Genomic DNA, 22110 nt, shown 5'->3' on the forward strand with positions numbered 1-22110 from the left:
ATTGAGTAATAGTTATTAAAATATTGCGTAATGGTTCCCCTGGAAGGAATCCTTCAAAAGATAAAAGAAAAAAATTCCACAAAGTGCTATTCTAAACTTCCCGATTTGGGAATATTGAGGTTAAGGACATTCGGCTGAAAACAAATTTTATATTGTGTTTTAAATACAGCAAGTAGTTTTACCTGTATATTTAGTGCTTAAACAGGTATCCAAAAAATATATGAATAAATTATACGCAGCAGTTATTTTTTCTTTTTTCTTGCTGTGCTTCGCCGATAAAACCTTTGGTCAGCAAATCCCTGTTAATGATGTTAAGAAAAAGGAACTGACCGACCTGTCTGCCCGTTCAAACAATACATTTTTAATAAACCATAATAATGCATTAGCACTTGCAAAAAAAAATGAGTGGACAGTAAAAAGGAAAACAAAAAAAGGTGGCCTCATTTCTTTGCAGGGGGTTAACAGCCTGGGGTTTCCAATTTATCTTAAAACTGACAATAATACTACTGCTGCTGCAACAACCGGTACCAATACCGTGCAGCCTGGTGGTTCGCTAGGTTTAAACTTATCCGGATCAAGCACCGCCATTAATAATAAGTTAGCTATCTGGGATGGTGGTTCGGTTTATAAAGCCCACCAGGAATTTGCCGGCAAAACCATTACCCTGCATGATTCAACAGGAGTAATTGATCACGCTACCCATGTATCTGGTACCATGATAGCAAAAGGTGTTTATGCTCCTGCCAAAGGTATGGCTTTCAATGCTACTACTTTACAGTCGTATGATTTTGATAATGATGTAGCAGAAATGAGTGCGGCAGCATCAGGATTGCTGCTATCAAACCACTCATACGGCGATGCGGCAGGGTGGTATTTTAATGATTCGGAAAATCATTGGGAGTGGTATGGGTTACCGGGTGACAGCGTTGATTATAATTTTGGCTTTTATGGCAGCCGTACGCAGGATTGGGATAAAATAGCCTATAATGCACCTTACTATTTAATAGTGGAGTCGGCAGGAAATAGCCGTGCGGATACCGGCCCGGCTGTTGGTGAAGATTATTATGGTTATGCAAGCATAACTAATCAAACCCTGGTTGATAAAGGCAAAAGGCCTGTTGGCATAAGCAGTAATGATGGATATGATATTATTGCTACAACCGGTAATGCTAAAAATATTTTAACTGTAGGCGCTGTAAATCCATTGCCAAACGGCCCCGCCACCAGCAATGGTATAAGCATAGCCTATTTTAGCGGCTATGGCCCAACAGATGACGGCCGGATCAAACCGGATATAGTAGGCGATGGCGTTGATGTGTTATCAACAGGCAGCGGCAGTAAAACCTCTTATATTACGCTATCGGGAACTTCTATGTCTGCACCCAATGTAACAGGGTCATTATACTTATTGCAGGAATACTATACGGAAAAAAACAACGGTAAATTTATGCGTGCGGCTACACTTAAAGGGCTGGCCTGTCATACCGCTTTTGATGCCGGCAATGTGGGCCCCGACTATATTTACGGATGGGGACTGCTGGATATGCGCAGGGCTGCACAAGCCATAACAGATAATAATGGCAAAAGCCTGATAAAAGAAGCTTCATTACAACAAGCGCAAAAACAAACTTATAATGTTATAGCATCCGGCAATGGGCCTTTGGCTGTAACTATTTCATGGACGGACCCGGCAGGCGCTGCTACCAAAGACGGAACAATAAACAGCCGTACACCAAAATTGGTAAACGACCTTGACATTAGGGTAAGTGATGGTACCACAACTTTTAACCCGTGGGTATTAGACCCGTTGAATCCATCAGTAGCAGCAAAAACAGGCGATAATATTTTAGATAATATTGAACAGGTTTATATACCTGGTGCTGTTGCTGGTAAAACTTACACTATAACAGTATCAAATAAAGGCACCTTACTGGCCGGGGCACAGGATTATTCGCTCATAGCAACAGGGGTAGGCGGCAGCACCTATTGCGCATCAAACCCGGTATCAAATGCCGACTCGCGCGTTAATAACGTAACATTGGCAAATCTTAACTACACGGCACCAGCAGGCTGCAGCAGCTATTCAGACCATACCAACCTTACCATGCAGTTGGAGCAGGGAAAAACATACCCTTTAAGCATTACTTTAGGCACCTGTGGCGCAAACTTTAACAAAGCAGCTAAAGTTTACATAGATTGGAACGGTAATGGTGTTTTTGATGCCAATGAACTGGTGGCAACGTCGGGCATTATTAATGCAACAGGTACATATACAAGCAACATAAGCGTACCCGCAACAGTAGTGCCGGGTAATTTTAGCATAATGCGTGTGGTACTTACTGAAACCACCGATACATCGGTAATAAAACCCTGCGGTACTTATGCCAAAGGCGAAACACAGGATTACCGGGTGCAGTTTTTGCAAACAGGTATTGATGCAGGGGTAATTGCTATTGTTAGTCCTGATGCTACAGGCTCGTGCTCGGCTGCTACACAAATTACGGTGAGGCTTAAAAACTTTGGCGGGCTGGCCATAAGCAATATCCCGGTTGTTGTTACTATTACAGCGCCCGATAATTCAATTACTACTTTAAATCAAACTTATACCGGCACGCTGCAGCCCCTGGAGCAGGAAGATTTTATACTGAACACTTCATTTAATGCGATTGCCGGATCAACCTATAAAATTGTAGCCGCCAGCAACCTGGCTAATGATCCGGTTAGCGCCAACAACCAAACATCTGAAACGGTAACTATCAGCTTGCCACCAGTGGCAGCAGATCTTGTTGCTTATTATTGCGAAGATAGCAAACAGTACCAGGTATCCGGCTCGGGAGATGGCGAGTTGCTATGGTATCAAAACAATACAGATGCTATTCCTGTTGCCTATGGTTCTCCGGCAACAATTTCTCAAGCACCCATAAACAATACGTATTATGCAGGGCTTAATGATTTTACGGGAAGTATTGGCCCTATCACAAAAAATGTATTTACAGGTGGTGGGTATAACCAGTTTTCACCATATGTTAGTGTAACTACAAAAATCCCTGTAATTATTGAAAGCGCCCGCCTGTACATAGGTAACTCAGGTAAAATAACTTTTAATGTTGCAGATGCAAGTGGTCGTACCGTATCAAGCAGTACCATTAATGCAGTTGCCACACGCACTACACCGTTGCCGGGTAATCAGCCCGATGATGCTAATGACCAGGGCGCAGTTTATAACCTTAACTTATTGTTGCCTGCTGCCGGAGATTATACCATTAATATATCATATGATAACACGGCAACCATATACCGTAACAACACAGGTGTAACCGGCTATCCGTTTACAATAGGGAATATATTCAGTATTACCGGTAATAACGCCACATCAGGGACTGATACGGCTGCTTATAAAAGCTACTATTATTATTTTTACGATGTTAAGGTAAAAAGCGCCGGATGCCCGTCAACGGTAAGGCAGGCGGTAATGGTTTCCAAGCCTGTAATAACCCAAAACGGCACTGTTTTAAGTTCAAGTGTTGCAGCAAATAATCAATGGTATTTAAACGGGAAAGCTATTGCGGGGGCAACCAATGCAACATACACGCCGGCACAAAGCGGTAACTACCAGGTTGGGCTTATATTAGATGGCGGCTGTATTGCATTGTCTGATAATTATGTTTACATCATAACAACCAACAATGCAGGGAGTAAAACCGATATAGGTTTGGTAGTATTCCCGGTACCGGCAAGCAGCCAGTTAAATATTCTTTTTGCGGCTAAAAACAGCGATAACGTCACAATTTCACTTATAAACGCCGCCGGACAAATAGTTTATAACACTAAACAAACAATTGCAGCAGGCAATTTCAGCACCATAGCTGATGTTACAAGGCTGCCACCCGGAAGCTATATTTTAAAGATCCAGCTGGGGCAAAAGGCGTATAATACGAAGGTTATTATTTTGAGGTAGGGGGAGTCGGAAAGTCAGTAAAGTCCGGAAGTCCGAAAGAAGCAATGGTTATTAGTTCTTTCTTTCGGACTTTTCCGACTTCCGGACTTTCGGACTAAAATGTGTACTTTATCCCCAGCCCCGGGGCAATATCAAAAAATGGACCTGTTGCCAGCTCAGCCCGTGGATTAAGATCAAGGCTAACGGCAATTGGCGATTGCGGGATCACATACTCCAGGCCTAAAACACCATCAACACCAAGCAAAATGTGGCTATGGTTATAGTATTCGTCATCGCCATTAAACCTGCGGTAAAGACCACTTCCAATGGCGCCAATATGCGCGCCGGCGCCATAGTAAAATTTTAGTTCCTTAACACCAAAAGCTACCTGGTGCACTTCATATAAACCGGTAAACACCACGCCATGTGATCTGAACCCTATCAATCCTTCCAGGGCTATGTCATCAGTGGTGAAATATTTACCGGAGATGCCGTTTTCATAACCACCGAATTTCAGGCCGGCGGCGGTTTTATAATCCTGTGCGTTTGAGCGCTTGCTGATGAGTAAAAATGATGCTAAAATAAATAAGCAGCTAAGTAGTTTTTTCATTCGATAAAATGGTTATTCAAGGTTAATGAAGTTATTATCTAATAATATTTTCATATATGTAAAAGCAAATAAACGGCAGATTTAATATTTTATTGGTGTTTTGCCAGTGTGATCAGCATCATAAGCTAACAACCGGCTGACTTTCAAGGGGAAAAAAATAGGTTGATTGGGTGAGTGGTTGATTGGGTTAAACGAGGGAAACTCAATCAACTTAGTCAACTCAATCAGCCATTCAACTTTTAATTAAACCCGCATCTTCATTTTTTAAATCTAAATATGATAAATTAGTCCGATTAATTCTTTTGATACATGAACTACCTATTCGGCATAAAAAAAACAACTTTACTGTTACTTACAATTACTTTTTTCCAGCATGCGTTTGCACAGAACCAACCTGCAAAAAATATTGATGGGCTATACCGTAACGGGATGGTGGTTTGTGCCACCCCTAATGCTGCAAAGGTTGGGCTGGAGATCTTAAAAAAAGGCGGCAATGCAGTTGATGCGGCTGTTGCGGTTCAATTTGCACTTGCGGTAACCTACCCCGAAGCAGGTAACATAGGCGGTGGTGGTTTTATGGTTTACCGAAATGCCGAAGGGGAAAGCAATACGCTTGATTTTAGAGAGAAAGCCCCGGCAGCAGCCAGCGCCAATATGTACCTTGACAGTGCAGGGAATGTAATCCCCGATATGAGCCTTGTAACTCACCAGGCATCCGGTGTGCCCGGCTCGGTTGATGGTATGGTTGAGGCGCACAAAAAATACGGAAGACTAAAATGGGAAGAACTGGTACAGCCCGCAATTGACCTTGCGCATAACGGGTTTGCAATAAGCAAAAAACTTGCCGGTTCCCTTAACTGGGGCAGCGCCCAATTTAAAAAGCTTAATCCGGGGAAAACCTATTTGTTAAAAGCTGCCGAATGGAAAGAAGGCGACCTGCTGGTTCAGGAAGATCTTGCAAAAACACTCACATTGATTCGCGATAAGGGGCGGGATGGTTTTTATGCCGGTAAAGTTGCTGATGAAATTGCTGAGGAAATGAAAAACGGCAAAGGCCTTATATCAAAAGCCGATCTTAAAAATTATCATTCCATTTGGCGTAAAGCGCTTACCGGGATGTATAAAGAATATAAAATTATTACCATGCCGCCACCATCAAGCGGAGGAATAGCATTGTTGCAATTGCTGCATTCGGTTGAAAACTATCCTTTACACAGGTGGGGCTATAATAAGGATTCAACCGTACAATTAATTGTTGAAGCTGAGCGCAGGGTATATGCTGATCGTTCAAAATACCTGGGAGATCCTGATTTTTATAAGGTGCCTGTAGACAGCTTGCTGAAACCTGCTTATATTGATAGCCGCATGAAAAGTTTTAACTGGAATGCTGCTACGCCAAGCAGCGCTATTCAGCCGGGGGCATTTGCAGGGTATGAAAGTGATCAAACTACGCATTATTCTATTGTTGATGGCCAGGGTAACTCCGTTGCTATAACTACGACGCTAAACGGATCATTCGGGTCAAAGATCTTTGTTGGTGGTGCAGGCTTTTTGCTGAATAATGAGATGGACGATTTTAGCGCCAAGCCTGGTGTGCCAAATATGTTCGGGCTTGTTGGCGGTAAGGCAAACAGCATCCAGCCCGGTAAAAGGATGCTGTCGTCAATGACGCCTACTATTATTGAACGGGATGGTAGGTTGTTGATGGTTGTTGGAACACCGGGCGGATCAACTATTATAACATCCGTATTTCAAACTATTTTAAATGTAATTGAGTTTGACCAGGGTATGCAGCAAGCGGTAGATTCCAAACGTTTCCATCACCAATGGCTGCCTGACCAGGTGAATATAGAAAAAGATGCATTTGATAGTGCCACTATAGAGAAATTACAGCAAAAAGGCTATAAAATAATAACCGGCGGAGTTGGCGGCAGGGTTGACGCAATTTTAATAACAAAAGATGGCTACTACTATGGCGGCGCCGACCCGAGAGGAGATGACAGTAAGATGGGTTATTAGTTCATAGCTGATGGTTCATAGTTCATAGTAAAAAGTGCAAATTGCAGCTACCATGAACTATGAACCATGAACTATGAACCAACTATGAACTAAAATATGAACCAAAACATAAAACACCAGGAAACTATCGACTATTTTTTGAAGATAGTTTGGCAAACTGTTGCTAACCGGTATAACCAGTTGGTTGCTGAATTTGGCATAACGCAATCAATTGGATATTTGCTTATAAATATTGACGAGAAGGAAGGCACCACCGTCTCGCAGGTGGCAGCTTTGCTTGGATTAAAGTCTACCAGTTTGTCGAGGATGTTGCGCCAGCTGGAAAAATCAGGGTTGATCTACAGGGAATCAAACGAGGGCGACAAGCGTTCGGTTAAAATTTATCTGACAGAACTGGGCAGGGAAAAACGCCACCAGGCCCGTGTAATAGGAAAAAAATTTAACAATTACCTTAATGACAACATTAGTGAAAGCGACAGGGAATACCTGGTGAAGATGTTAAAAAAAGTAAACCAGCTTACGCTGAATTTTAAGCCGGAGGAGTAATCATTTTAATAATGAAAAAAAATATCCTTTCAGGCCTTTTCTATTCTGTTTTAATGTTATTGTGTTTTTGTACCGCTTATGGGCAGCGGCAATTAGTAATTAATGAGCCAGCACCCGGTGTAAAAAAGATCAGCACTGGTAAATTGGATCAGTTTACTCCTTACGGATTTTGTGATGAAGCGCCAATGAAAGCTGCAATGCAGCAACTGCCTGGTGCAAAGCTTCCTTTTAATATTAATGACATAAAAATAAGAATCACAAACAGGGGTGTGCTGGTTGAGATCCCTTTAGCAGATACCGAACAGCTGTACGGATTTGGCTTGCAAATAGGCTCTTTTAACCAGCGTGGTTTGCGTAAAAAGCCCATCGTGAATGATAACCCGTTAAATGATGTGGGTTATACCCATGCGCCCATGCCTTTTTATGTTTCAAATAAAGGTTATGGCATCCTGGTTAACACAGCAAGATATACCACGTTTTATTGTGGTACTACAGAAAAGTTAAATAATAAACAAAAAATCGTTAATCAGAATAAAAATGGAAACTCTGTTGCCGAGTTGTATAAAAATGATGACAAACCGGGCAGCAACGTAGCTGTAGATGTACCAGGCGCGGAAGGGATAGAAGTGTATATTTTTGAGGGCCCTGAGCTGCTTAATGTTTTACAACGTTATAACTTATTCTCAGGCGGAGGGGCATTGCCTGCCATTTGGGGACTTGGTGTTAAATACCGGGTTAAAGCTGATTTTAGCCAGCAGCAAGTAATGCAAATGGCGTCGTACTTTAGAACTAACAACATTCCCGTTGATGTGCTTGGACTTGAGCCTAAATGGCAAACAGCGGCTTATTCCTGTTCATATGTGTGGAACAAAGAGTTATTTCCTTCACCGGCCTTATTGATTGACAGCATGAAAAGCCATGGTTTTCATCTCAATTTATGGGAGCATGCTTTTGTATCACCTAAATCGCCTTTATATGAGCCGCTAAAAAACAAAGCAGGCGATTATTTGGTATGGAATGGCCTGGTACCTGATTTTGCAGACCCGGCCGCATCAAAAATATTTGGTGATTACCATAAAGAAACTTTTATTAAACAAGGGATCTCCGGTTTTAAAATGGATGAGTGCGACAATTCTAATTTAACTACTGGCAATTCTACCTGGAGCTTTCCTGAATATAGTTTTTTCCCATCTGGCATAAATGGCGAACAAATGCACCAGGTTTTTGGAATTGTTTATCAAAAGGCCATTTACAAGATCTATAAGGAACTCAACACCCGTACTTTTTTGGATGTAAGGGCATCCAATGCTTTTGCTTCCTCATATCCGGCAGCTTTATACAGCGATACTTATAATCATGATGAGTATATCCGCATGATTGTTAATTCAGGATTTTCAGGACTGATCTGGTCTCCTGAAGTAAGGGAATCAAATTCTGTTAACGACCTGATGCGCCGTAGTCAGACTGCGGTACTATCTGCGCAAACCTTGTACAATTCATGGTACTTGCAAAATCCGCCATGGCTGCAAATAAACAGGGAGAAAAATAACAGGAACGAACTAATGCCTGATGCCAAACAAGTGGAAGCAAACGTGCGCACTTTGCTTAACTTCAGGATGAGCCTGGTGCCTTATCTTTACAATGCCTTTGCCGATTATCATTTTAAAGGGATTCCTCCATTCAGGGCGCTGGTAGTTGATTATCCACGGGATAAAAATACCTATAACATATCTGATGAATATCTTATAGGCCAGGGAATTCTTGCCGCCCCATTAACTGAAAAGGCCGATGAAAGAAAAGTTTATCTGCCTGCCGGGATCTGGTATAATTTTAATACAAATCAAAAATATGAGGGCGGAAAGGAATATATCATAAAAACCAGTGTAACAGAATTGCCCATTTTTATTAAAGCAGGTACTATTTTACCACTGGCCCAGCCTGTTGAATATATTGCGCCTGATACCCGGTTTCAAATCACTTGTATGGTATATGGAGCCAATCCTGTAAATACCACACTTTTTGAAGATGATGGCACCACTTTCAATTACCAAAAAGGCAATTTCAATACAGTAAATTTATCATGCACCAACAAAAAGGGTAATGTTAAACGGACTGGAAATTTTAAACACTCAAGGTACCAGATAATTGACTGGAAGTTTGTTTTATAATTTTTTATTGGCGTTTTTTATTAGTAATTGTACCTGTTGTTTTAGCGCTGTAATTTCTTCCTGTTGTGATTTATTGGACAAATGCTCTTCTTTCATCTCTTTATCTTTTTCAATCAAATACAAAGTCAGTTCTTCCACTTTTTTCATCAACAATTGATTCATTTCGCCAAGGTTAAGGCCATCTTTAGTGATCTGTTGCGCTGATGGTATTCCGGGCAAGTGCTGGTTTTGATCGATATAGGTTTTTACTTCGGATAAAGGTTTTAACGAATAATCCTTTTTAAAGACATAATCCGGCCAATTAGTAAGATCTACATTTACTTGTTTTGAATGGATGTTTCCATTTACTGCGAACTGGTATCCATGGGTGTCTGATGTGCCAATTCCTAAAACACCAGTGACATATACTCCTGCAGCTACATGGGTTTCTATCATAGTTGGATTAAAGTTCTGGATATTACTGAGCACACTCTGATTCACAGGCAGCCCATTCACCAGATAAGAAACACATTTCATATTTTCGCCTGTAGAAGATGTTGCACCACTAAACTTAAATCCCCAATTATGATATGCAACCGAATAAGGAATATCAACTGCCAGGTACATATTTCCATTATATAAACATGTTTTTAAACTCCATGAAACGTTGTCATCGTAAGAATTAATCGTAGCTGATGTGCTCAGGTATGCGGAAGAAGTATTGATATTGACCACATTAATTCTGTTACCAGCACTTGCGGTACCGCGCATAGCAGTAATTGTTCCTATCGCATAGTTATGATCTATAGGCGTGGCTCCGTTATACATTTGGTGCAATAAAATTAATGAATGGGTATAATCGCCATACCCATTACCTCCTATATCAATAATCTTATAATCGCCGGCAAGGGTAGTTACCTGTGCTTTTGCATTTAAAAATAAAACGAGTATAAAAATGCTTAGTAATATCTTCTTCATAATTAATTTATAGATGGTTGTTAATAGAATGTTTAATGGAAAAGTTATTTTTTATTTATGATTTTGGTTATGGTGCTTAATTGTTGCTTCAGCTGGTTAATTTCGTTCTGTTGATTTTTATTCTGTTTGTTCTCCTCAATCAAATACAAAGTCAGCTCTTCCACTTTTTTCATCAACAATTGATTCATTTCGCCAAGGTTAAGGCCATCTTTAGCGATCTGCTGCGCTGATGGTATTTCAGGCAAGTGTTGGTTTTGATCGATATAGGTTTTTACTTCGGATAAGGGTTTTAACGAATAATCCTTTTTAAAGACATAATCCGGCCAATTAGTAAGATCTACATTTACTTGTTTTGAATGGATGTTTCCATTTACTGCAAGTTGATATCCGTGGGTATCTGATGTGCCTATTCCTACCATGCCAGTGTTCATTATTCGCATGCGTTCTGTTCCCTGGGTTCCGAATACGATGTTTTCCTGCATATCCGGAACGGTTGAATATCCTGATAAATCGATAAAGGTTTTGACGCCTGCAGTAGTGCCACCACCTGCTGAAAGCCGCAAAAAACCATCATCATACAATAAGTTTCCACCTCTGTACCCAGCAATTTCACCTGTAATTCTGGAAGTGCTTATTGCTGGCCGCACCATCGTGTTTGCTGTGGAACCAGGAACCAATATTGCTCCATTTACATCTAATTTCCCGTTTGGCGATGTTGTACCAATACCTACATTATTGCTGATCGTAGTAGGATAAAGATTGCTGCCGGTGAGTGTCCACTGTGCATTGCAGGTAATTGAAAATGCTAAAAACGTGATGGTTGTAATTATGAAGTTTTTCATTTTTATATAGCTATTGTTTTTTATGATTCAGGATATCGAGGCTTTTTATCAATTCATTAATTTGTCTTTGTTGTGATTGATTTGTCTTCTGTTGATCTGTCAACTTTGTATTTTGTTTTATCAACTGTTTATTCTGCTCAATCAAATACAGCGTAAGCTCCTCAACCTTTTTCAATAGCGTAATATTCATTTCACCCAGGTTAATGCCGTTCTTTTCCATTTCGGCAGCGGCAGGTACATCTGGCAGATGGTGGTTCTTATCTGTATAGGTTTTTATTTCTGACAATGTGGGCAATTTATAATCACTCTCAAAAACATAATCGGGCGTGGGAATACTTGTATTAACTAATACTGACGTGGAATGAATAGTACCGTTTACGGTTAATTTTTGATCAGGCGAAGTGGTACCCATACCGATATTACCGTCTGCCCTTACATAAAAAAGAGAATTACCAGATCCTCCAGCAGATGTAGTTCCGCCTCTTACGTCCAATACATAATAAGGCGCGGCAGTCTGTTCCGAAGATACTGAAATGCCATAATACTGACCATGTAATAGCGAAGTTGCGCTACTTGTGTTATTCCGTGCGTTAACTGAAAGTTTATATGCAGGATTAATATCTCCAATACCAACATTCCCACTACCAGAAATAGTCATTTTTACATCCGCAAGAGTAGCATCCCCTTCCCCTGCAGATTGATTCACGGCAAAGTTCAAACTACCGAAGCCATAGGTAGTGCCATAGGGCTCAAATAACATTCCTCCTTTACCACGCCCTTTCAGGCCACCTGCGCCAAGTAATACCCCGGTATAATCACCGTATGCTTCTGCTGTTCCTGAAATTCTTAATATAGTAGTTGATGTATTAGCGGAGTTGTAAACATCAAGTAATGTATTAGGGCTTGTTGTTCCAATACCCACATTACCGCTTGACGGGAAAGTGTTTTGAGAAAAACAATTAAAAAAAGCTGTGGCTATAACTAACGTTAATAGAATTTTTTTCATGTGATTTTGTCTAAGTGTTATTGCGACTAAGTTATATATTCCGCAATAAATACTATATTATAAGATTGATAATAATTTCAACTCAATTGTTGTCGAGGCTGCCCGATCAACTATTCATTCCAACTTACACGTTTCTAACAAAATCACCGTTATTAGTTGCGAAAACCCAACTTAAAACGTATGGTTTTCAATAGCTTTTCACTAATTAATTGTTAAAAAATGTTAAGCTGCTGTTTTTGAATTATAAAAGAATAAATTTGCCGATTGAAACATAGGGTGGCGGTTTGTGTGCATGCCTGTTGGAATAAAGGCAAATAAACTGAATGAATGATAGGATGAACAGGATACTGTTATTTTTTTTGCTTTTGTGTGCTTGTTTTGCGGGATGTAAAAAAACAAACGATGTGCCGGCTCAGATTAGAGCACAGCAGGCGGTTGATGAAAAAATAATAAGCGCTTATTTAAAAAGCAACAGCATCACCGCAACAGTTGTGGATTCGGCAGGGGTTTCAACGGGGATATATTATGTAATTGATACGCCTGGAACAGGGAACGATCTATATACAAGCTCAACGCAAATTACGGTTGGCTATAAAGCAACATTGTTAACCACGGGAAAAGAAATTGTGTCAACTGATGAATATCACCCCTCGTATATACTGGGGCAAACTCTTAGGGGCTGGCAGCTTGGGATTCCGGGCTCGAAGGTAAAAAAGGGTGGTACGGTAACACTGTATTTGCCCTCGCACTACGCTTACGGGCCTTTTGCACAGTCAATACTGGGGTTGCCGGCAAATGCAATACTTATTTTTAATATAACAGTTTATAATATAACCAACTAATATAAAAAAGACCGGCGCATTAAATTTATATGCGATGAGTGCTGTATTGAGCAGCAAAAACAACAGATAACAAATGAAACAAAAAATTTTTACCCTTCTTTTAATTTCTGCTATTGGTTTAGTATCGTGCCGGAAAGATAAAATTGAGCAGAATATTAATCAATATGATGACAGCCAGATCCAGAATTATATAAGCGCAAACGGAATAACAGGGATGCAAAAAGACGCATCACCATTAGACAGTCCGGGTATATACTATAAAATAATTATGCCTGGTGACGTGGCCTCCACTCCTTTGGATTATCCTGATCAGGTATCCTTTGTATTTACACTGCGATCACTTGATGGTAAATATACGGCAATAGACACTATCCAAAACCATCATGAGGATTTCCTGGGCCATTTAACAAATGATGCATTACCTTATGGCTTACAGATAGCTTTAAGAAATATAGTTAAATACAAGGGTGCAAGCGCACGCCTGATCATACCTTCGCACCTGGCTTATGGTGTAAGTGGTTATGGTACTGGCAGCTCGCAAAATGCAAATTCAAAAATAGCCGGCAACCAAAGCCTTGATTATTATGTGCATGTAATTGAGAATTATCCAAAGTACGATAAACAAGTAATTAAGAATAATTTTGATATTTCAACCTATAGCTATGTACAAAATCCTTTGGATTCAACAGATTATTACTATTATAAGATATTAACGCCAGGTAGTGGTACCAGCGTAATTACTTCTGCCAGCTCATTTACAGCAACCTATACAGGATCATTACTTAATGGAACTGTTTTTGACGGTTCTTATAACGGGGCAAATATTTCTCCATCCTTAATTGTTACTTCATTGGTGCCTGGCGTACAGGAGGCGCTGCAAAATAATGTTAGGGTAGGAACTAAAATTTCAATGATTATACCTTCTAGTCGAGGTTATGGTAACACTACATCAGGTAGTATCCCTATTAATAGCGTACTAAGGTTTACATTTTTAATTGTAAGTGTAACGCCATAATTATTTAGACAGGGCTTCTTTAAATGCCCTTAAGCAACGATCACGTGCAAAAGCATGATCAATAATGGGTTTTGGATATTTGCTGAAGTCAGCATATTCCGGAACCCATTTTTTTATGTATTTTAATTCGGGGTCGAATTTTTTAAGTTGCGAATCCGGGTTGAAAATGCGGAAGTAAGGCGCGGCATCAGTACCCGAGCCGGCAGACCATTGCCAGCCGCCAACGTTACTGGCCATTTCATAATCAAGGAGCTTGCGGGCAAAATAGCGCTCGCCCCAGCGCCAGTCTATCAGCAGGTCTTTGCTTAAAAAGCTGGCTACTACCATACGCACCCGGTTGTGCATATAACCTGTTGCATTTAACTCGCGCATGCCGGCATCAACAAACGGGTAGCCCGTTTCACCCTTGCACCAGGCTTCAAATTGTTTTTCGTTATTGTTCCATTTAATCCGGTCATACTCCGGTCTAAAGGCATGATCAGCAGTTTTTGGGAAATGATATAATATCATCACATAAAACTCTCGCCATATCAACTCATTCAACCATGTTTTTTCTTTAAAAGTATTAGCTGTGCGGGCCAGTTCGCGGATGCTTACGGTACCAAATCTTAAATGCAGGCCAATATGCGTTGTGCCTTTAATAGCAGGAAAATCTCTTTTTGCTGTATATTCAGGAATTAGCGATTCGTAACTTATAGTTGGAAATTTCCTGTCGCTTTTTTCAAAGCCTATTTCTTTTAAAGAAGGAAGTGGAAACGCTTTGGTTTTATAAAAGTTTGTAAAATATTTTTTATTGGGATATGTCTTTAAATAGAACGGCGTAAGCTTTTGATACCACTTGCGCATGTAGGGGGTATAAACTGTATAAGGCTTGCCATCGTCCTTAATAACTTCGTCACATTCAAAAATTACCTGGTCCTTATAGGTATTAAAAGAGATCTTATGCTTTTTCAGAAGTTCAGCTATTGCCTCATCACGTAATTTAGCATAGGGTTCATAATCATGATTGGCGTAAACTGCGGTGATATTATGCTCTTTTATCAGCTTATCCCATGCATTTTCCGGCTTATCGTGTAATACCAATAAGCTGCTGCCATGTTGCTGAAGCTCTTTGTCCAGCGCTTCAACTGTTTGGTAAATAAAAGTTACCCGGGCATCATCCTTATCTTCCAGCTGATCAAGGATCTCTTTATCAAAAATAAAGACAGGCAGTACCGGGGGGGCACTTTTTAAGGCGTGATATAAGCCTGCGTTATCATCAAGCCGCAAATCTCTCCTGAACCAAAATATGGATATCGGCTGCTGCTTATCCATAAATTTCTTTTAACGCTGATGTGATATCCGGGTATTGGAATTTATACCCGGCATCTTTAATTTTTTGTGCCGATACTTTTGTGCTGCCTAATACCAGGGTGCTCATTTCGCCAAGTAAAAGCCTTAATAAAAATGCGGGTACATTAGGTACCCACAAAGGTTTATGAAGTTGTTTGGCAATAGCCTGTATAAGCTGTTTATTGGTTACGGGGTTAGGGGCAACCATATTATAAACACCCGTAAAGTTTTCATTTTCTATTGCAAACAAATACATTTCAACAACATCCCGCCAGTGGATCCAGGGAATCCACTGTTTTCCGCTCCCCATTGGGGAGCCAACATAAAGCTTTACAGGTAGCGCCATTTGTTTTAGGGCACCGCCGTTGTTAAGCACAACCCCGGTGCGGAACTTAACTATCCGCAAATTTAATTTTTTGCCTTCATCAACCGCCTTCTCCCATTCAATGCAGCACCTGGCCATAAAATCGCTGTTAGGAGGGCTGTCTTCCGCCAGCAACTCATCGCCTCTATCACTGTAGTAGCCAATTGCAGAAGCTGATATCATAGAATTAACTTTATGCTTTTTTGTGCCGAGCAGCTGATAAATCAGGCCAATGGATTTCGTACGGCTATCTATAATTTCTTTTTTTCGTTCATCGGTCCAGTGTTTATCAGCAATACCGGCTCCTGCCAAATGGATAATTATATCAACGCCATCAATACAATGCTCGTCTATTTCACCTTTATTAACATCCCACAAAAAAGTCTTTACCTGCTGATCGTTACCCGGCTTACGGCTTAAATGACTTACCTGGTAGCCCTTTGCCAGCAATTGCTTAGTTATGGTGATGCCGATAAGTCCGGTGCCGCCGGTTAGGAGGACGCTTTTTTGTTGGTTCATAGTTGATTAGAGTCCATAGTCGATAGTTCAAGGCCCCTTGATAGAAACTTACGAAGTTTTCAAAACTTCGTAAGTTTTAACTTTTTGGACCATCAGCTACTAACTAAATATTTACACTGTCTGACACAACAACTTTACTGCAAAGCGGTTTGGCGTAGTTGTCGGCAAATAATACGTGAGTAGGGTCAACCTGGTAGGCTTCCTGCGCTTCGGCACTGTCAAATAAGATCAGCAGGGATACATCATAGGAGCGGTCTACTACCGAACGAAATGTTTCGGCCGGTACGCCAATATGAATCTCGCGAATATGCGGAATAGGGAGAAGCGTATGTAAGCCATCGAGTAATTTCTGTTTATCGGCTTTATCCTTAAGCCATAAATGTACGTGGTGAACGAAGGTGTTTTTTAGAAGCATGAATATTAGTTTTAATCGCCTAAAAATGGGGATAATGATTTAAAGATTTGTCAACTTTTTAAAAGTTGACAAATTTGACCCAGTTTAAGCAAACTGCTCCACCACATGTGGCTTAAATGTATCTGTCCTAACTTGAGCCTTTAGCTCATGCAATATGTTGTACAGGCCGAAATTGGTGCGGTTTACATAAATAAAGTGCTTTACACCGCGGGCTTGTTTAAACTCGGGCATTTTTGAAACTTTTTCGCCAAAGCCATACAACTCATCAAAAAATGCTGTTTGGCCAAAATCGAAATGATCGGTTATATAGGGTTTGGCAAACAGGCCTATCATTTGGCGATACATGCTGTAATAAAATTCAATTTGCGCCGGGGTATCATTCGGATGGATCATTTCCAGCTGCCGGAATGCTTTGATAGTTTCTTCTTTATTATCCATCAGCCCGGTTGAGGTAAGGGAGAAAAAAGGATAATAAAAATCTTCGGGCATTTCTTTTATACAGCCAAAGTCAATAACACCCAGTTTGTTTTCGCTGGTTATCATAAAATTTCCCGGATGTGGGTCGGCATGTACGGCGCGGAGCTCGTGCTGCTGAAAATTATAAAAATTCCAAAGGGCCTGCCCAATTGTATTGCGTAATTGCTGCGATGGGTTGGTTTGCAAAAACTCGCGCAGGTGCTTGCCTTCCAGCCAATCCATTGTTATGATGCGCTTGCTTGATAACTCGGGGTAATACTTTGGAAAAACGACATTATCAAGACCGGCACAAGCAGTAGAAAACTCAATAGAACGGCGTACTTCAAGCTCATAATCGGTTTCTTCCAATAGGCGTTCTTCAACCTCGCGCATGTAAATATCCAATTCTTTTTCACTCATGCCCAGCATGCGGAAGGCAAAAGGTTTTACCAGCTTAAGGTCGGATGAGATAGAATCACCTACGCCCGGATACTGGATCTTTACCGCCAGCTTTTTGCCATTCAGCTCCGCCTGGTGAACCTGGCCTATTGATGCAGCGTTTGATGACCGGACGTTGAATTTATCGTAGATCTTATCCGGTGTTTTACCAAAATACTTTTTGAATGTTTGTACGATCAGTGGTCCCGAAAGGGGAGGGGCATTATACTGCGATTGCGAGAACTTATCAGTATAAGCTTGCGGCAGCAGGTTTTTATCCATGCTCAGCATTTGCGCCACCTTAAGGGCACTGCCCTTTAATTCGCTTAATGATTCATAAATATCTGAAGCATTATCCTCATTCAACTCTGATTTGTCCATTTCAGGATTGAATAGCTTTTTTGAATAATGCTTTATATAATTACCACCAATTTTAAATCCGGTTTTTACAAATTTGGCCGAGCGTTGTACTTTGCTGGTGGGGATACTGTTTTGCTCTTTTGGCGTATTATCATTCATCTTTATTTTTCTTAAACAAGGCGGCAAGCTTTTGTGCAGTTAGCTCCGAGTAATCATTAATAACCAGGTCAACCGGATATAGATCTTCTGCTTTATGCCCGGTAGTAATCGCGACAACTTTCATGCCTGCACTGTTCGCTGCCTTAATTCCAGCCAGCGAATCTTCAAACACAACACAATTTGACGGTGTCATGTTTAATAGTTCGGCTGCTTTTAAAAAGATCTGCGGGTTTGGTTTGGGCTTGCTCACCATTGACGAATTTACGATCTCGTCAAAATCATTGCGGATAGGGATCTTGTTTAATATAAAATCAATATCCTCAACCGTTGCCGATGTGGCCATGGCCATTTTTATACCATCGTTTTTCAGCTCTGTTAAAAAGGTCTCCAGTCCGTTTATCGCGACTAAATAAGGCGCGTATTCTTTACGGTAAAATTCCTCTTTTTCTTTGAGCAGTTCTTTTAAACCGCTTTCATCACGATCATCGAAAAGACGTTTCAGGGTATCCATAATTGGCACACCGCTTATTTCGGTATAATAAGTTTGTTTGCTTAATTCGCCTTTGCCATATTTTTTAAATAGGGCAACCCATGATTTATAATGATAGGGGGTATTATCTATTAACGTGCCGTCCATATCAAATATGGCGGCGAATGTAGCCAGGCTTTTAGCCCCCTCTAAATCTCCCCCGGTAGAGGAGACTTTAGCTTCGATCGTTTTTATAGCCTTCCCTATCGGGGATGGTTGGGTAAGGGTAGTATTAGTTGCTGCCAAATCCCATTTTTGCTTTAAGACCGCCGTTTTTAGCTAAAAACTTACCATACTCAAAAAGGTTATCTATTGGCGACCGCTGGAAAAGGTCAAAAGTAACATTGATGCCTCTTTCAATGGCTTCATCAGTTTTTTCAAACCCGGTTGAATTATCGTTTATCCAGAAGTTTAATACAAAAACAAGCTGAACCCAAAGGGCGTCTTTGTAACGGTTGCTAAAAAACTTACGTTCCGACAATTCATTCGATTCCAGGCCTTCAACTATCAGGTCATTGCAAAAGCTCTCAAAAATATCCTTAATCCCTGTAAAGGTTTGCGGGGTTGAAAATGATTTCTGTTGTTTCTTAACGCTATAAACTACAAAGCTGCGGCTACTTTTAAGCAATTCAAAAAAGCTGTAGAAAAAAGATAAAGCCTTTTCGCGGGCCGAATACTGGCTCCAAACTTCCTGGGTTTTTATTTCGGCAATGGTTTTTACGGCAAAGCCGGTCCATATATTTTGCTCAATAGCGTTAAATGAACCAAAGAACTGATAAAATTCTTCTTCGGCCATTTTATTCTTTTTGGCGAAAATATAAACTGATTTCGGCTGCTGGCCCTCGGTCAACACAAAATCTATATATGCTTTCTGGATGCTTTCAATAGTAGCCATAGTAGATGTGATTATTTAAATTACGTTATAAAATTATAACATTACTTTTAAGTAAATGTCATACCTATCTATAAATAAACGATTAGATATTTGGGATAGTACAAATGTGTGTTATTACTTACCAGATCAATCTGTTATCTAAAACGATTAGATATTTGGGATAGTACAAATGTGTGTTATTACTTACCGGATCAATCTGTTATCTACAGGGATTGTTTGAACAGACGTAATAATTATTTTATCATGATACCCGGGGAACAATGGATTTAAAAGAAAATTATAGTCAGAAGAATTTATTGCAGAACGGACTTTTATAGCCAGAAATTGTTTGTTAAACATCAATTTATCACCTAGTAGCTTATTTTCAAAATTTTCAGGTAGCTGCCATTTAGCGGAGTATTTGGAATCAGGTAATTGGTAGATCAGTTTATCACTGTTTTTAATTTCTATTGAAGTAATGTATAAATTCGACGGGATATCCGCTTCGTTAAAGTGCACCAGGCTTTCAAGATAGGCCAGGGAACTATTCTCGCTGGTGTAGAGCATATAGGTGCCTTTGCTGTTCCATCTGCCGCCAAACTTAAATGAACCAAAGCCTGAGAGGTCTTCTGCACGCTCAAGCGTTTTTGCAATTCTGTAAACTATCATTGCTGATCAGGAATAAACACCGTATTCAATCCTGCCTAAAATGTCATCTACCATTTTTAGCCCGGTAGGAATATAAAAAAGGTCAATGGGCTTGATGTTATTTAACGCCCTGTTAGGATAATTGAGCCAGCTTTTTACCTTATCTTCATTTTCAAATACCGAAAAAGCATGTTCAACAACTTTGGTAATCTCTATAATGTGCGATGACGTGCGTTTGTCAAGCCTGTCGGTGCTCTTTTTGCGTTCGAGTGTTTTAACCGAAGCATCCAATATGTTTTCTGAAAATGACTTCTTTGAGATACCAAGGTGGCCGATAAGGGCATCCAGTGAAGCTTTCGTAATCCCCTCATTACTTAAAGCTATCAGGTCAAAGTCAGACTGAATAGACATGGAAAGAATGCTTTTTCCGCCAAGTAAATTAACAAAACTTAGCCCCCTGGTTTTTGCCGGAATCTTTTCTATAACTTTCATTTGCGACAATTTTACCAAATGTAAGGATATAAAGTCGCTAATAAAATTATTTATTAGATAAATAAAAAAAATGATGAGGTAATAATTACCACATATAACTTATATTTAATGCTGGTATGCTTTAAACAGCAGTAAAAGACATTTAAATGTTGAGAAGATGTCAAATATTAGCTACAATTATTTGTAACTAATAAATAAATTGCAAATTTGTAGGCTGCAATTAAGTTAATCCCCTGTTTAACTATGAGTGAAAAAACGATATTGGTGTGGTTTAGGAATGATTTACGGGTCCATGATAATGAAATATTATTAGAAGCGATCCGTAAAGCCGATAAAGTATTGCCAGTATATTGTTTTGATCCGTTTTATTTTAAACAAAATCTTTCAGGTAATTCTAAAACCGGAAATATAAGGGCCCGGTTCCTTGTAGAATCTGTAGCCAATCTGCGAAAGAATTTGCGGGGTATTGGCGGGGAGTTACTTATCCGCATTGGCAATCCAGCCGAAATACTGCCACAGCTTGCTGAAGAGTACCAGGTAAACGAGGTATACCACCACAGGGAGGTTGCCCACGAGGAAACCGAAATATCCGAACAGGTGGAGACCGCCTTATGGAAAATTAAACTGAATTTAAAGCATTTTATAGGCCATACATTATATCACAAAGAGGATTTGCCTTTCCCAATAAAAGACATCCCGGATAGCTTTGCCGTTTTTAAGAAAAAGGTGGAACGCGATAGTAATGTGCGCCAGTGTGTAGCAACCCCTGAAAGTATTACAATCCCTGCAATTACAGGTGCCGGGGAAATTCCTACGCTGCAAATGCTGGGTCTGGATGAACCTTTTGGTGACCCGCGTGCAACGGATCGCTTTACAGGTGGCGAAGATGAAGCATTGAGCCAGCTGGAAAAGTTTTTTATAAACAACAGTCACACAATCATCGGTAAAAAAAATAACGTCATTAATTTATCAAAGTTGTCACCATGGGTTGCTTTAGGCTGCATCTCATTACGGCAGGTTTACTGGGAAATCATAAAGCAGCAGCAATTAAATAATACGCATTACCCGGGCATGCTGCTTGACCTGTTATGGCGGGATTATTTCAGGTTTATGTTTAAAAAGCATGGCCAAAAATTTATTGCGGTAAAAGATCAGCCTGAAGATGTTGCTGAAGATGTAATTAGCGGGAACACACTTTTTGAAAGCTGGGAAAATGGCGAAACAGGTGTGCCGCTTGTTGATGCCATTATGCACGAATTGAATGCCACAGGCTACATCAGCAATTACAGCAGGCAAATCACAGCCGGGTTTTTAGTAAACGAACTTAAGGTTGACTGGAAAAGGGGAGCCGCCTATTTTGAAGAAAAGCTGATTGATTATTCGCCGGCAAGTAACTGGGGTAACTGGGCATTTATAGCCGGCGTTAATGATGCCCGCGAAAGCCGCTACACTATAGCCGCTTTGCAAATAACCGAACAACCTGCGAAAAGCGATTATATAGATACCTGGTTGCCTGCATTAAAAGGTGATGACTACCAGGCATATGCTATAAAATAAGTTGGTTTAAATTGTAATAATTACC

At 40.3% G+C, this 22110-nt stretch carries 19 protein-coding genes; 7 read left to right on the forward strand and 12 right to left on the reverse strand.

Going from position 1 to position 22110, the window contains the following annotated elements; all coding sequences use genetic code 11:
* Nucleotides 1–220 precede the first annotated feature (220 nt).
* Nucleotides 221–3958: a S8 family serine peptidase gene (locus BUE31_RS16955; protein WP_143167164.1), complete on the forward strand. Its 3738-nt coding sequence runs from the start codon at nucleotides 221–223 to the stop codon at nucleotides 3956–3958.
* Between the two features lie 94 nt (nucleotides 3959–4052).
* Here BUE31_RS16955 and BUE31_RS16960 read toward each other — a convergent pair whose 3' ends face one another.
* Complete coding sequence (locus BUE31_RS16960) at nucleotides 4053–4547, reverse strand: hypothetical protein (RefSeq protein WP_073405034.1); 495 nt, start codon at nucleotides 4545–4547, stop codon at nucleotides 4053–4055.
* Nucleotides 4548–4856: 309 nt separating this feature from the next.
* Here BUE31_RS16960 and ggt point away from each other — a divergent pair, with 309 nt between their 5' ends.
* From ggt to BUE31_RS16975, 3 genes are all read left to right on the forward strand, one after another.
* The gene (gene ggt, locus BUE31_RS16965; RefSeq protein ID WP_073405035.1) at nucleotides 4857–6566 is read left to right on the forward strand and encodes a gamma-glutamyltransferase; all 1710 of its coding nucleotides are present in this window, start codon (nucleotides 4857–4859) and stop codon (nucleotides 6564–6566) included.
* 108 nt (nucleotides 6567–6674) lie between these two features.
* Nucleotides 6675–7112 (forward strand): MarR family winged helix-turn-helix transcriptional regulator, encoded by a 438-nt coding sequence (locus BUE31_RS16970; RefSeq protein ID WP_410504007.1) that lies wholly within the window; start codon nucleotides 6675–6677, stop codon nucleotides 7110–7112.
* A gap of 11 nt (nucleotides 7113–7123) precedes the next feature.
* Complete coding sequence (locus BUE31_RS16975; protein WP_083620051.1) at nucleotides 7124–9280, forward strand: glycoside hydrolase family 31 protein; 2157 nt, start codon at nucleotides 7124–7126, stop codon at nucleotides 9278–9280.
* Here the strand turns inward: BUE31_RS16975 and BUE31_RS16980 are convergent.
* Genes BUE31_RS16980 through BUE31_RS16990 form a run of 3 tightly spaced genes read right to left on the reverse strand, consistent with a single transcriptional unit; the run spans nucleotide 9275 to nucleotide 12085 of the window.
* On the reverse strand, nucleotides 9275–10237 hold the full coding sequence (locus BUE31_RS16980; protein ID WP_073405037.1) for a hypothetical protein: 963 nt from the start codon (nucleotides 10235–10237) through the stop codon (nucleotides 9275–9277). The two genes, BUE31_RS16975 and BUE31_RS16980, sit on opposite strands and share 6 nt — an antisense overlap.
* Before the next feature lie 44 nt (nucleotides 10238–10281).
* Nucleotides 10282–11079 carry a hypothetical protein gene (locus BUE31_RS16985; protein ID WP_073405038.1) on the reverse strand — a complete coding sequence of 266 codons (798 nt, stop codon included), beginning with the start codon at nucleotides 11077–11079 and terminating at the stop codon, nucleotides 10282–10284.
* A gap of 10 nt (nucleotides 11080–11089) precedes the next feature.
* Nucleotides 11090–12085: a hypothetical protein gene (locus BUE31_RS16990; RefSeq protein ID WP_073405039.1), complete on the reverse strand. Its 996-nt coding sequence runs from the start codon at nucleotides 12083–12085 to the stop codon at nucleotides 11090–11092.
* A gap of 404 nt (nucleotides 12086–12489) precedes the next feature.
* Between BUE31_RS16990 and BUE31_RS16995 the strand changes: the two genes are divergently transcribed.
* Together BUE31_RS16995 and BUE31_RS17000 are read left to right on the forward strand one after the other, a co-directional pair.
* A complete protein-coding gene (locus tag BUE31_RS16995) occupies nucleotides 12490–12927 on the forward strand; it encodes an FKBP-type peptidyl-prolyl cis-trans isomerase (protein WP_159440708.1) in 438 nt (145 codons plus the stop codon).
* 73 nt (nucleotides 12928–13000) lie between these two features.
* Nucleotides 13001–13942, forward strand: coding sequence for an FKBP-type peptidyl-prolyl cis-trans isomerase (locus BUE31_RS17000; protein ID WP_073405041.1), 942 nt, complete (start codon nucleotides 13001–13003; stop codon nucleotides 13940–13942).
* On the opposite strand, the gene BUE31_RS17005 is transcribed toward BUE31_RS17000, so the two are convergent.
* The 8 genes from BUE31_RS17005 to BUE31_RS17040 form a co-directional block, all read right to left on the reverse strand.
* The gene (locus tag BUE31_RS17005; protein WP_073405042.1) at nucleotides 13943–15256 is read right to left on the reverse strand and encodes a cryptochrome/photolyase family protein; all 1314 of its coding nucleotides are present in this window, start codon (nucleotides 15254–15256) and stop codon (nucleotides 13943–13945) included.
* Nucleotides 15249–16157 (reverse strand): TIGR01777 family oxidoreductase, encoded by a 909-nt coding sequence (locus BUE31_RS17010; RefSeq protein WP_073405043.1) that lies wholly within the window; start codon nucleotides 16155–16157, stop codon nucleotides 15249–15251. Before BUE31_RS17010 ends, BUE31_RS17005 begins: the two co-directional genes overlap by 8 nt.
* A 103-nt stretch (nucleotides 16158–16260) precedes the next feature.
* Nucleotides 16261–16572, reverse strand: coding sequence for a Dabb family protein (locus tag BUE31_RS17015; protein ID WP_073405044.1), 312 nt, complete (start codon nucleotides 16570–16572; stop codon nucleotides 16261–16263).
* 84 nt (nucleotides 16573–16656) lie between these two features.
* Entirely contained in the window at nucleotides 16657–17985 is a 1329-nt protein-coding gene (locus BUE31_RS17020) for an ABC1 kinase family protein (protein ID WP_073405045.1), read from the reverse strand.
* Nucleotides 17978–18760: an HAD family hydrolase gene (locus tag BUE31_RS17025; RefSeq protein ID WP_083620054.1), complete on the reverse strand. Its 783-nt coding sequence runs from the start codon at nucleotides 18758–18760 to the stop codon at nucleotides 17978–17980. The genes BUE31_RS17020 and BUE31_RS17025 overlap by 8 nt, the downstream gene beginning before the upstream one ends.
* Entirely contained in the window at nucleotides 18747–19409 is a 663-nt protein-coding gene (locus BUE31_RS17030; RefSeq protein ID WP_073405046.1) for a TetR family transcriptional regulator C-terminal domain-containing protein, read from the reverse strand. The genes BUE31_RS17025 and BUE31_RS17030 overlap by 14 nt, the downstream gene beginning before the upstream one ends.
* 183 nt (nucleotides 19410–19592) lie before the next feature.
* Nucleotides 19593–20057 (reverse strand): RES family NAD+ phosphorylase, encoded by a 465-nt coding sequence (locus tag BUE31_RS17035; RefSeq protein ID WP_073405047.1) that lies wholly within the window; start codon nucleotides 20055–20057, stop codon nucleotides 19593–19595.
* 6 nt (nucleotides 20058–20063) lie between these two features.
* Nucleotides 20064–20528 (reverse strand): type II RES/Xre toxin-antitoxin system antitoxin, encoded by a 465-nt coding sequence (locus BUE31_RS17040; protein ID WP_073405048.1) that lies wholly within the window; start codon nucleotides 20526–20528, stop codon nucleotides 20064–20066.
* A gap of 243 nt (nucleotides 20529–20771) precedes the next feature.
* Here BUE31_RS17040 and BUE31_RS17045 point away from each other — a divergent pair, with 243 nt between their 5' ends.
* Nucleotides 20772–22085, forward strand: coding sequence for a DASH family cryptochrome (locus BUE31_RS17045; RefSeq protein ID WP_073405049.1), 1314 nt, complete (start codon nucleotides 20772–20774; stop codon nucleotides 22083–22085).
* Nucleotides 22086–22110: the final 25 nt, after the last annotated feature.

Origin of the sequence: Mucilaginibacter sp. OK098, from assembly GCF_900142915.1 — a bacterium.
Taxonomy (GTDB): Bacteria; Bacteroidota; Bacteroidia; order Sphingobacteriales; family Sphingobacteriaceae; genus Mucilaginibacter.